Source organism: Modestobacter sp. NPDC049651, from assembly GCF_040659695.1.
Classification (GTDB): domain Bacteria; phylum Actinomycetota; class Actinomycetes; order Mycobacteriales; family Geodermatophilaceae; genus Modestobacter.
Genome location: NZ_JBFAOG010000015.1, coordinates 94,784 through 106,561, shown reverse-complemented (window position 1 = coordinate 106,561; position 11,778 = coordinate 94,784). Strand labels below are relative to the sequence as shown.

Here is an 11,778-nt window from a genome sequence, read left to right as displayed (position 1 = left end):
GCCCCGCCCCCCGCGCGCCCCCCGCCCGCCCCGCGCCCCCGCCCCCCGGCCCGCTTCCCCCCCTCTCTTGGTGTCGTTGGTCCCCCCCCCCCCCCCCCCCCCCCCCCCCACTCCACACCTCAGCGCTCGCGGCCGCGGGGCTTGAGCGGCAGCGCCGGGAGGGCGGGCGCGGGGATGCGCTCGTCCTCGAGCCCGACGACGGCGCCGAACCGGTCGCCGTCCTGCCACGCGGCGGCGTAGTCGGCGATCTCCTCACCGGACCGGCCGACGAAGTTCCACCACATCACGATCCGCTCCTCGAACGGCTCGCCGCCGAGCAGCATCAGCCTCGCCGGCGACTCGGTGCGCACCCGCACGGTGCGGCGGGCCGAGCCCAGGTAGAGCATCGCGCCGACGTCCAGCGGGGCCCCCTCGACGTCGGCGGTGCCGCCCACCGACAGCAGGGCGTGCTCGAACCCCGGCTCCAGCGGCAGCTCGACGTCCGCACCGGCGGCCAGCGCCAGGTCGACGCCGACCAGCGGGCTGTGCGCGGTGCCCGGCGAGGTGGCCCCGCCGAACGAGCCCATCACCACGGTGGCGGTCAGCCCGTCGGAGGTGAACCCGGGCAGCGTGCGGTGGTGCTCGAACGCCGGGGCCGTGTCCCGGACGGCGTCGGGCAGCGCCACCCACAGCTGCGCCCCGTGCAGGAACCGCGGGTGCACGGCCGGGGACTGCTCGGCGTGCGCGATGGCGTGCCCGGCGGTCATCAGCGCCAGCTCGCCGGGGTGGACGACCACGTCGCTGCCGAGTGAGTCGCGGTGGTGCACCTCGCCGTCCAGCAGCCAGGACACCGTCTGCAGGGGCAGGACCTGCATCCCGGCGCTGCCGGCGACGTCGTCGGGACCGTAGTGGTCGACGAACGCCCAGGCGCCCACCAGCCGCCGGCCGAGGGTGGGCAGCAGCCGGCGCACCGGCGTCCCCTCGCCGAGCAGCACCTCCTTGCCCGGCAGCAGGTCCAGCGCCGGCCGGGCCGAGGCGGCGGCGAGCCCACCGAGCTCGTGCGCGGCGGGCCGGGGCTCGAGGTTGCTCATGCACCCATCCTGCTCGCCGCGCGTCGTGGCGTACACGCCGGACCGCTCTTGCACGATCGCGTTCCGTAACCCACGATGTGAGCGCTCTCACGATGCGCTTGGCGCTCGTGCGAGGGCTCTCCCACCCGGTCGCCACCGGGCGGGCCCGACTCGACGAGGAGTTGCATGTCCCTCCCCCTCCGCCGGCGCACCGTCGCGCTGGCCGCCTGCGCCGCCGCGGTGCTCGGACCGGTCGCGCTGGCAGCCCCCGCCTCCGCCGCTCCGGCCGGTGCCCCGGTCCAGACGCCCACCCTGGCCCCCGGCACGCACTTCTTCACCCCGCCCCCGGACGAGGGTGGCGTCCGCCAGGTCCTCGACCTCAGCCACCAGCGCCGGTTCGCCGACGCCGCCGCGGTCGGCAAGGAACTCGCCACCCCGCAGGCCGTCTGGTTCACCGACGGCACCCCCCAGCAGCTCCAGGCCGACGTCCGGAAGACCGTGCTGGAGGCCAAGGCGTTCCGCGCCGTGCCGACGCTGGTCGTGTACAACGCCCCCGGCCGCGACTGCGCCCAGTACTCCGCCGGTGGCGCCGCCAGCTCGGCTGCTTACCAGGCCTGGGTCGACGGCTTCGCCCGCGGCCTGGTCGGCAACCAGCAGGTCGTGGTGGTCGTCGAGCCCGACGGCCTGGCCAACCTGCCCAGCGACTGCGGCCCGGCCTACACCAGCGACCCGGCGAACCCGACCGACGCGCAGCGGATCGCCGAGATCAGGTACGCCGGCGAGGCGATCGAGAAGGCCAACCGCAACGCGCTGGTCTACCTCGACGCCGGGCACAGCGGCTGGCACAGCGTCGCGGACACCACCGCGCGGCTGGACGCGGCGGGTGTGGCCGAGTTCGCCGGGTTCTCGCTCGACGTGTCCAACTACCAGTGGACGCAGAACCTGTCCCAGTACGGCACGTGGGTGTCGAACTGCCTGGCCCTGCACCCGGACGCCGAGACGACGACCCCCACCGACTGCGGCGACCAGTACTACAGCGGTGGCCCGGGGAACTGGGGCGCCGGCGCCCTGGACCCGGCCCAGAAGTGGAGCGACGGCGCCACCGCGGCCGGGGCCGACACGGCGTTCGTCAACGCCCGCTACGCCGACGAGCTGACGGCGGCCGGCGCCACCCCGACGGCCAGGTTCGTGCTGGACACCAGCCGCAACGGCCAGGGCCCGTGGGCGCCCGCCGCCGGCGTCACGTACCCGGACCCGCAGACCTGGTGCAACCCGCCGGGCCGGGGCCTGGGCCCGAACCCGCAGGCCCGGCCGAACGCCGCGTTCCCGCAGCTGGACGCCTACCTGTGGATCAAGACGCCCGGCCAGTCCGACGGCCAGTGCAACCGCGGCATCGCGGGCAGCACCACCGACCCGGAGTGGGGCGGCATCACCGACCCGGCGGCGGGCGCCTGGTTCCCGCAGCAGGCGCTCGAGCTGGCGCAGCTGGCGAACCCGAGGGGCTGAGCCCCGGCGCCGGCCGCACCCGACCCGGGGTGCCGCACCGAGCTGGTGCGGCACCCCGGTGTCGTTCCTGGGTCACCGGCTCGTCTCGCGCCACCGCCGGGCGGCCGCGTCGGCGAGCAGCAGGAAGGCCTGGGCCTCGGGGGAGTGCCCGGGCCGGTCGTAGGTGGGTGCGGCGCTCGCGCCGGTCACCCGGCCGAGCCCGTCGACGAACCCGGTGACCGTCGTCAGCAGGTCCGCGCCGACCTCGCCGTAGCGGGCCGGCAGCCAGCCCAGGGCGGCCCCGGTCAGCGCGGCCCAGGCGAGCATCGCGCCCACGGTGGTGTCGGCGGGGGAGCGCGGGTCGTCGAGGACGTCGCCGAACCGGCCGTCCGGACGGCGCAGCGCGAGGCAGGCGTCCAGCAGCGCCCGCACCTCCGCGGCGACCGGGGACCGCTGCGCCGCCGGCAGGTGCGGCACCGCACGGGCGAGGCCCGCGGCCACCCAGCCGTTGCCGGTGCCCCAGTGCCGCGGGTCGGCCGGCGCACCGCGGTCGTCGTCCCAGCGGGCGGCCCACAGCCCGGCGGCGTCGTCGCGCAGCCGGCGCCGGTGCCCGGTCAGCTGGGCCAGCGCGGCGTCCGGCTGCCCGGCCGCGGCCAGCGCCGGCACCGCCATGAAGACGGTGTCGGCCCACACCTGCGGCGTGCCGACCAGGTGGAACAGCGTGCCGTCGGCGGCCCGGGGCGCACCGTGCAGCAGCCAGCGCAGCTGCCGGTCGGCGGCGTCGCCCGGGGGCAGGAACGCCAGCAGCGCCGCGCCGTTCACCGCGCACGCCGGGTCGAGCTCGGCCAGCCGGCCGTCGGGCAGCTGCCGGGCGACCGCGTCGTCGACCAGCGCCCGCAGCAGCCCGGTCTCCCCGGCGTCGGCCAGCACGGCGGCGAGCAGGGCCTGGTCCCAGGAGTGCCGCTGGGTCACGAGCAGGCAGCCGAGCGCGCGCCGGCGGGTGCCGTCGTCGAGCACCACGTCGTCGAGCACCACGTCGTCGAGCACCACGTCGTCGAGCACCACGTCGTCGAGCACGGCATTGTCGGGCACGGCGTCGTCGGGCACGGCGGCCTCCCTGAACGGCTCGAGCCCTGACCCGGGGTGCGGGTCAGGGCTCGAGCGGGTGGTCAGTACGCGATCTCGCGGCCGTCCTTGAAGATCCGGCCGGTGACCTCGAACGGCTCGCGCACCAGCGCCAGCGCGCCCGCGGCGCCGTCGTCGGGCACGCCCGGGGCCTCCTCGCCGCCGAGATCGGTGCGCAGCCAGCCCGGGTCCAGGGCGTTGACCGCGACCTCCCCGGCCAGCTGGGCGGCCTGCATCTGCACCAGGCCGTTGAGCGCCCACTTGCTCACCCGGTAGCTGCCGATGCCGGCGTCCCGGATCAGCTCGGTGGTGCCCGCGCCGGAGCTGACGTGCACCACCCGCGGCTCGGTGCCGGCCCGCAGCGCCGGCAGCAGCGCCAGCACCAGCCGGTGCGGGACGACGGTATTGACCAGCAGGCTCTCCTCGAGCGTGCCGGCCGGCTCGTCCTCGAACCGGGCGTCGCGGGCGAGCATCACGCCGGCGTTGGACAGCAGCACGTCGAGCGCGCCCCAGCGCTGCGCGACCGCCTCGGCCAGCAGCTTCGGGGTGTCCGGGTCGGTCAGCTCGGCCACCACGGGGGTGAACGAGCCCGGCGCCCCCCGCAGCTCGTCGGCCAGCGAGGTGAGCAGCTCCGCGGCCCGCGCGGTGCCGATCACCTCGGCGCCCTCGGCCACCAGGGCCCGGGCGGTCGCCCGCCCGACGCCGCGGGACGCGCCGGTCAGCAGCACCCGGCGGCCGGTGAGCCCGCCGGGTGCGGCCGCCGCCGTCACTGCTGCGCCTGCCGGCGGATCACGTCGGCGTAGGCGCGGGCGCTGTCCTTGGGCGTGCGGACCTGGGTCTCGTAGTCGACGTGCACGATGCCGAACCGCTGCTCGTAGCCGAACGCCCACTCGAAGTTGTCCAGCAGCGACCACGCGAAGTAGCCGCGCAGCTCGGCGCCCTGCTCGATGGCGTCCAGGCCCGCCTGCAGGTGGGTGAGCAGGTAGTCGACGCGCTCGGGGTCGTGCACCTCGCCGTCCGCGGACACCTCGTCGGCCCAGGCCGAGCCGTTCTCGGTGATGACGACGGGGGTGCCCGGGTACTCGTCGTGCAGCCGCAGCAGCAGGTCGGTCATCCCCTCCGGGGCCAGGCCCCAGCCCATCGTGGTGACCGGACCCTCGGGGAGGAGCTGCTCGACGTCGTCGCAGCCGATGAACGGGTTGCCCGCGTCGTGGCCGCTGCTGCCCCCGCGCACGGTGTGCGCGAAGTAGTAGTTGACGCCCAGCCAGTCGATCGGGGCGGAGATGACCTCCAGGTCGCCCTCCTGCACCGGCAGCGGCGCGCCGGCCCGGGCCAGGTCCTCGGCGACGTCGGCCGGGTACTCACCGCGCAGCACCGGGTCCAGGAACAGGCGGTTCTGCTGGCCGTCGACCCGCCGGGCGGCGTCGACGTCCTCGGCGGAGCCGGTGGCCGGGGCGATCGGCGCCAGGTTCAGCGTGATGCCCAGGTCGGTGAGGCCCTTGTCCCGCATCACCCGGGTGCCCAGGCCGTGCGCGAGCAGCAGGTGGTGGACGGCGGCCGAGGCCTCCGCGGCGTCGGTGTGCCCCGGCGCGTGGTGGCCGGCCTTGTAGGACAGCAGCGAGCTGCACCACGGCTCGTTGAGCGTCGACCAGTGCTGCACGCGGTCGCCGAGCGCGTCGGCGACGACCGCGGTGTAGTCGGCGAACCGGTACGCGGTGTCCCGGTCGGCCCAGCCGCCCGCATCCTGCAGCGCCTGCGGCAGGTCCCAGTGGTACAGCGTCAGCCAGGGGGCGATGCCGGCCTCGAGCAGCTCGTCGACCAGCCGCCGGTAGAAGTCCACGCCGCGCTGCTCCACGGCGCCCCGGCCGTCGGGCACGATCCGCGGCCACGCGACGGAGAACCGGTAGGCCTGCAGGCCCAGGTCCTTCATCAGGGCCACGTCGTCGCGGTAGCGGGTGTAGTGCTCGACGGCCACGTCGCCGGTGTCGCCGTTCAGCGTCTTGCCGGGGGTGTGGCTGAAGGTGTCCCAGATCGAGGGGCCGCGGCCGTCGGCGGTGGCGGCGCCCTCGATCTGGTAGGCGGCGGTCGCGGCGCCGAGGACGAAGCCGGGCGGGAAGACGAGCCCGGTGGCGGCGTCCGAGCGCACGTCGGTGGTGGTCATGGGTGTGGTGCTCCTCAGGGTGTGCGACCGGCCGGGCGGTGCCGGCCGGGTGGATCGGGGTCTCGGGGCGGAGGGCCCCCCTCAGTCGACGCGCCGCTGCGTCGCCGGGTCGAAGACGTGCAGACCACCCTCCCGTACCCGCAAGTGAAGCGTCTGCCCCTCCGTCGGGGTGGATCGGGGCCCGGTGCGGACGACGACGTCGGAGGGGTGGAGCACGTCCTCGGTGGTCCCGCCGGCGAGCTTCGTGTACAGGTAGGCGTCCGCGCCCAGCTGCTCCACGACGCCGACGGTGACCGGGACGCCGTCGCCGGGGCCGACGAGCTCGACCGCCTCGGGGCGGAACCCGACGGTGACCGTGCCGCTGCTCGCGGACGCCGCGGCGAGCTGCGCGCGCGGCACCGGCAGCACCGCCCCGCCGAGCCGGACGCCGCCGTCGACGACCGGGCCGGTGACCAGGTTCATCGCCGGCGAGCCGATGAAGCCGGCGACGAACGCGTTGGCCGGCCGCTCGTAGAGGGTGCCGGGGGTGTCGCACTGCTGCAGCACGCCGTCCTTGAGCACCGCGACGCGGTCGCCCATCGTCATCGCCTCGACCTGGTCGTGGGTGACGTAGACGGTGGTGACGCCGAGCCGCCGCTGCAGCGAGGCGATCTGGGTGCGGGTCTGCACCCGCAGCTTCGCGTCGAGGTTGGACAGCGGCTCGTCCATCAGGAACACCTGCGGTTCCCGCACGATCGCCCGGCCCATCGCGACCCGCTGGCGCTGCCCACCGGACAGCGCCTTGGGCCGGCGGTCGAGGTAGTCGCCGAGGTCGAGGATCCGGGCGGCGTCCTCCACCCGCCGGCGGCGCTCCTCCTTGCCGACGCCGGCGAGCTTGAGCGCGAACGCCATGTTCTCCGCGACGCTCATGTGCGGGTAGAGCGCGTAGTTCTGGAACACCATCGCGATGTCCCGCTCCTTGGGCTGCGCCTCGCTGACGTCGCGGCCGCCGATGAGGATCTTCCCCTCGTCGATCTCCTCGAGCCCGGCGAGCATCCGCAGGGACGTCGACTTGCCGCAGCCCGACGGTCCGACGAGCACCAGGAACTCGCCGTCGGCGATGTCGAGCTGCAGGGCGTCGACCGCGGGCCGGTCGGCCTTCGGGTAGACCCGGGTGGCGTGGTCGAAGGTGACGGTGGCCATGGCTCAGGCGCCTCTCTGACGGAAGGGACGGACGGACGCGCGGGTCATCCCTTCACCGCGCCCTGCATGATGCCGCCGACGATCTGCTTGCCCAGGATCGTGAAGACGACGAGGACGGGCAGCGTGCCCAGCAGCGTGCCGGCCATGATCACGCCCTGCTGCGGGACGTAACCCGAGCCGAGGCCGGCCAGCGCCACCTGGACGGTGGGGTTCGCCGTGGTCAGCGCGATGATCGGCCAGAAGAACTCGTTCCAGGCGGTCAGGAACGTGAGCATCGCCAGCACCGCCATCGCCGGCCGGGCGACCGGGACGACGATCGACCAGAAGATCCGGAAGGTCGACGCGCCGTCGACCCGGCCGGCCTCGAGCAGCTCGTCGGGCAGCGACTGGACGAGGTACTGGCGCATGAAGAAGACGCCGAACGCGCTGACCAGGGTGGGCAGGATGACCGCCTGCAGCTGGTTCACCCACTGCAGCTCGGCGATCATCATGAACAGCGGGATCACCGCCAGCTGGGTGGGCACCATCATCGTGCCGATCACCAGGGACAGCAGCAGCCCCTTGCCGCGGAACTGCAGCTTGGCGAAGGCGAAGCCGGCGAGCGTGCAGAAGAACACGGTGCCGACGGTGATGGCGCCGGACACCAGCACCGAGTTGAGGATCGCCTTGCCGATCGGCGCCTGCTCCAGCGCGAGCCGGAAGTTGGTGAACAGGCTGGCGTCGGGCAGGAAGGGCGGCGGGGTGGCCGCGATCTCGCTGTTGGTGTGCGAGCCGGCGACGACCGTCCAGTACAGCGGGAAGACCGCGACCAGGGCCGTCAGCGTGAGCAGCACGTAGGTGACCGGGCCGGCCGTGGTGTTCTTGCCGCCGGCGCCCTTGCGCCGGCGGCCGCTGCCGTCGTCGCTCGGGGTGCTGAGGGGGGCGTTGTCGGCGCCCGGGAGGGCGAGGGTCGCCATGTCGGGCTCCTACCGGTTGCCCCGGGCGCGGAGCCGGCCGATCACGGCGTAGGCCCCCACGACCAGGAGGATGATCATGAACATCGCCCAGGCGGTCGTCGCGGCCTGGCCGATGTGGAAGTTGCTCCAGCCCTGCTGGTACATCAGCAGGCCGAGCGTCTGGTACTGCCCCGAGGAGCCACCGCTGGTGGTGCCGTTGCCGGCGAACAGCAGCGGCTCACCGAACAGCTGCACGGCACCGATGGTCGAGACGACGACGGTGAACAGGATCGTGGGGCGCAGCGACGGGATGGTGACGTGGACGAACTGCTGCCACTTGCTCGCGCCGTCGATCTCCGCGGCCTCGTAGAGCTCGCCGGGGATGGACTGCATCGCGGCCAGGTAGATCAGCGCGTTGTAGCCGGTCCACCGCCAGGTGACGATCGAGGCGATGGCGACCTGGCTGCTGAGGGTGCCGGCCTCCCAGTCGATCCGGTCCAGGCCGACCGCCTCGAGGGCGGTGTTGATCAGGCCGTAGTCGCGGCCGAAGAGCTGCGCGAACACGAGGGTGGCCGCCGCGATGCTGGTGGCGTAGGGCATCAGCATCACGGTGCGGAAGAAGGTCCGGCCGCGGAGCTTGTAGTTGAGCAGGTGCGCCAGCCCCAGGGCCATGCACAGCTGGGGCACCGTGGAGAGGACGCCGATCGTGAGGGTGTTGCGCGCGGCGTTCCAGAAGAACTCGCTCTGCAGCAGGTTGCGGTAGTTCTCCAGCCCGACCCAGGTGCCGCCGTTGATGTTCGACAGGCTGGTCTTGTGCAAGCTGATCCAGGCCGTGTACAGGAACGGGTAGAGGCTGAAGGCGCCGAAGACGAGGAAGAACGGGGCGACGTAGGCGTAGCCCCAGCGGTTGCGGGTGAGCCGGGTGCGGCGCCGCCTGGGGGCGGCGGCCGTCACCGGCGGCGGTGCGGCGATGAGCGCCTCGCGCGGGGCGTCGCTCGCGATGGTCATGGCGGGACCTCGGGGATCTCGGGGGCGGTGGGCCGGGGTGCCCCGGGGGCCGCAGCGGGCCGGGGCATCGGGTCGGGGCGAACGCGTCGGCCGGGGCCGGGCTGGTCGCCGGCCGGTGCAGGTGCCCGGGAGCGGGAGGCGCTCCCGGGCACCGCGTCCGGGGGGAGGCCGGCCCGGGAGCGGGCCGGCCTCCGGGGCGTCAGCCGCCGATCGCCTGCTGGGCCGCCTTGAGCGCGTTCTGGAAGCCCTTGTCCGGAGCCGTGCCCTTCGACGCGATGTCGGTGAGCGCGGTGGTGAACGCCTCCTGGATCTGGGTGTCGTACGGGCCGATCGGGGTGCGCCGGATCTTCGCCGCGGACTCACCGAAGACCTGGCCGGTGGGGGCGCTGCTGAAGTACTCGTTCACCGCGTCCTTGACCTGCGGGTCGTCGGCGGCCTTCGGGCTGGACGGGAAGTGCGCCGTCTCGGTGAACAGCTTGATCTGCTGCTCCGGGGCGGTCAGCCACTCGGCCAGGTCCTTGGCGGCCGCCACGTGCTTGCCGTTCTTCGGGACGCCGAGGAACGAGCCGCCCCAGTTGCTGGCGCTCTGGCCGGAACCGGGCAGCGGGGCGATGTCCCACTTGCCGGCCCCGGCGTCACCCATCTGCGACTTGATGTAGCCGAGCATCCAGGCGGGGCAGGAGATCGTGGCGAACGCGCCGTTGGAGAAGGCCGCGTTCCACTCGTCGCCGAACTGCGACAGGTTGGCGGTCAGGCCCTCCTGCGCGGCCTTGCTGGCGTTGCCCCAGGCGGTCTTCACCCCGTCGCTCTGCTCGAGCGCGGGCTCGCCCTTCTTGTCGTTGTAGGCCATGTCGCCCTGGTAGACCGACGAGGAGAAGATGCTCGCCGGGCTGTCGACGAAGGCGGCGTTGGTCTTGGTCCTGTACTGGCGCGCGGTGTCCAGGTAGGCGTCCCAGGTCGGCCAGAGCTTCGCGACCTCGGCCCGGTCGGTGGGCAGCCCGGCCTGCTGGAAGAGGTCCTTGCGGTAGCACATCGCCTGCGGGCCGGCGTCCGTGCCGAGGCCGACGGTGACGCCGTCCTCGTTCGAGGCCTGGCCCCACTTCCAGTCGTAGAAGTTGCCCTTGAGCTCGTCGGCGTTGTCCTCCTTGCTCCAGTCGACGAACGCGTCGGCGTGGTTGGTGACGACGTCGGCGATGAAGCCGATCTCGAGCGCCTGGACGTCGTCGAGCCCTGAGCCTGCGGCCAGCCGGGTCTGCAGCGACTTGTAGTACGCCGCCGACTGCGCCACGTTGTTCTGCTTGATCGTGACGTTGGGGTGGAGCTTCATGTACTCGTCGTAGAGACCGGCGTTGTCGAAGTCCATCGTCCCGAAGGTGCCGACCGTCAGCGTGACCTTGGCGTCGGGATCGGCCGCGGCGGAACCGCCGCCGCTGTCGTCCGACCCGCCGCAGCCCGCCGTCAGCAGGGCCACGGCGAGGGCCGCGCCGACGGCCGCCGTCGTCCGCGACCGGGTCCGGGCGCGCGTGTGCAGAAGCATCTGACCTCCTCGTCATCCGCCGGCACCCGCCTGCTCGACCTCGTCGTCGGCGGGGTGTGAGAACGCTCTCACGGCGTGCCGCAGAGAGTGGCGTGGGCCACAGCCGGCTGTCAAGTAACGGTCAGGTAACGCAGAAGGGCTGTGCGAGAGCGCTCCCACACGGCATCATGGCGGCAGCCACCCCCGAGCACAGGAGCCCGATGACCGAGACCGGCACGCGGCCGTCGTCACCGACGCTGGACGAGGTGGCCGTGCGGGCGGGGGTCTCGCGCGCCACCGTCAGCAGGGTCATCAACGACTCCCCGCGGGTCAGCCCCGAGGCCCGGGAGGCGGTGCTGTCGGCCGTCGCCCAGCTCCGCTACGTGCCGAACCGGATGGCCCGCAGCCTGGTGACCCGGCGCACCGACACGGTCGCCCTGGTGCTCTCCGAGCCCGACACCCGGCTGTTCTCCGACCCGTTCTTCGCCCGCATCGTCCGCGGGCTGTCCGCCTCGCTGGCGCAGACCGACATCAACCTCGTCCTGCTGACCGCCGGCGACGCCGGGGAGCAGGAGAAGGTCGGGCGGTTCGTGCGCCAGGGCCACGTCGACGGCGTCATCCTGATGTCGCTGCACAGCGACGACCTGCTGCCCGACGTGCTGGCCGAGGCCGGGGTGCCGCTGGTGCTGTGCGGCCGCCCGCTCGACGACCGGCCGGTCAGCTACGTCGACGCCGACAACCTCGGTGGCGCCCGGATGGCCACCGAGCACCTGCTCGGGCTCGGTCGCCGCCGCGTCGTCACCATCGCCGGGCGCGCCGACATGGTCGCCGGGCGCGACCGGCTGACCGGCTGGCGGGAGGTGCTCACCGGCGCGGGTCTGGAGGCCGGTGCCGAGCTGGTGGCCGAGGGGGACTTCACCGAGGCCGGCGGGGCCCGGGCGATGGAGCAGCTGCTCGCGCGGGTGCCCGACCTCGACGCGGTGTTCGCCGCGTCGGACCCCATGGCCGTGGGTGCGCTGCGGGTGCTGCGGGCCGCGGGGCGCCGGGTGCCCGAGGACGTCGCCGTCGTGGGCTTCGACGACGCGGACGTCGCGCAGACCTGCGACCCGCCGCTGACCACCGTGGCCCAGCCGCTGGCCGACATGACCCAGGAGATGACCGAGCTGCTGCTCCGCCAGGTCGACCAGACCACCGAGACGGTGGAGCGCCGGGTCTGCCCCACGCACCTGGTCCGCCGGGGCACCGCCTAGCCGTCTGACCTGCGGTTCCCACCTCGTGGGCGCCGATCCCGGCTCGAAACGCGCCGGACACACGCCG

At 74.0% G+C, this 11,778-nt stretch carries 10 protein-coding genes; 2 read left to right on the top strand and 8 right to left on the bottom strand.

Annotation, left to right across the window (positions count from 1 at the left end; genetic code table 11):
• Positions 1–119: 119 nt before the first annotated feature.
• Positions 120–1,070, bottom strand: coding sequence for a pirin family protein (locus AB0J00_RS18135; RefSeq protein WP_357747336.1), 951 nt, complete (start codon positions 1,068–1,070; stop codon positions 120–122).
• A 165-nt stretch (positions 1,071–1,235) separates the two neighbouring features.
• Here AB0J00_RS18135 and AB0J00_RS18130 point away from each other — a divergent pair, with 165 nt between their 5' ends.
• Positions 1,236–2,555, top strand: a complete 1,320-nt coding sequence (locus AB0J00_RS18130) for a glycoside hydrolase family 6 protein (protein ID WP_357747334.1) — start codon at positions 1,236–1,238, stop codon at positions 2,553–2,555.
• Positions 2,556–2,627: 72 nt separating this feature from the next.
• On the opposite strand, the gene AB0J00_RS18125 is transcribed toward AB0J00_RS18130, so the two are convergent.
• From AB0J00_RS18125 to AB0J00_RS18095, 7 genes are all read right to left on the bottom strand, one after another.
• The gene (locus AB0J00_RS18125) at positions 2,628–3,641 is read right to left on the bottom strand and encodes a glycoside hydrolase family 88 protein (RefSeq protein WP_357747331.1); all 1,014 of its coding nucleotides are present in this window, start codon (positions 3,639–3,641) and stop codon (positions 2,628–2,630) included.
• A gap of 62 nt (positions 3,642–3,703) precedes the next feature.
• Positions 3,704–4,429, bottom strand: coding sequence for an SDR family NAD(P)-dependent oxidoreductase (locus AB0J00_RS18120; RefSeq protein WP_357747328.1), 726 nt, complete (start codon positions 4,427–4,429; stop codon positions 3,704–3,706).
• Positions 4,426–5,820: a GH1 family beta-glucosidase gene (locus AB0J00_RS18115; protein ID WP_357747326.1), complete on the bottom strand. Its 1,395-nt coding sequence runs from the start codon at positions 5,818–5,820 to the stop codon at positions 4,426–4,428. Before AB0J00_RS18115 ends, AB0J00_RS18120 begins: the two co-directional genes overlap by 4 nt.
• Before the next feature lie 81 nt (positions 5,821–5,901).
• The gene (gene ugpC / locus AB0J00_RS18110; protein WP_357747324.1) at positions 5,902–7,002 is read right to left on the bottom strand and encodes a sn-glycerol-3-phosphate ABC transporter ATP-binding protein UgpC; all 1,101 of its coding nucleotides are present in this window, start codon (positions 7,000–7,002) and stop codon (positions 5,902–5,904) included.
• Positions 7,003–7,046: 44 nt separating this feature from the next.
• Positions 7,047–7,958 (bottom strand): carbohydrate ABC transporter permease, encoded by a 912-nt coding sequence (locus AB0J00_RS18105; protein ID WP_357747322.1) that lies wholly within the window; start codon positions 7,956–7,958, stop codon positions 7,047–7,049.
• Between the two features lie 9 nt (positions 7,959–7,967).
• Positions 7,968–8,945 carry a sugar ABC transporter permease gene (locus AB0J00_RS18100; protein ID WP_357747321.1) on the bottom strand — a complete coding sequence of 326 codons (978 nt, stop codon included), beginning with the start codon at positions 8,943–8,945 and terminating at the stop codon, positions 7,968–7,970.
• A 199-nt stretch (positions 8,946–9,144) separates the two neighbouring features.
• Positions 9,145–10,482: an extracellular solute-binding protein gene (locus tag AB0J00_RS18095; protein ID WP_357747318.1), complete on the bottom strand. Its 1,338-nt coding sequence runs from the start codon at positions 10,480–10,482 to the stop codon at positions 9,145–9,147.
• Positions 10,483–10,682: 200 nt separating this feature from the next.
• On the opposite strand from AB0J00_RS18095, the gene AB0J00_RS18090 reads away from it, so the two are divergent.
• Positions 10,683–11,711 (top strand): LacI family DNA-binding transcriptional regulator, encoded by a 1,029-nt coding sequence (locus tag AB0J00_RS18090; RefSeq protein WP_357747316.1) that lies wholly within the window; start codon positions 10,683–10,685, stop codon positions 11,709–11,711.
• Positions 11,712–11,778 lie beyond the last annotated feature (67 nt).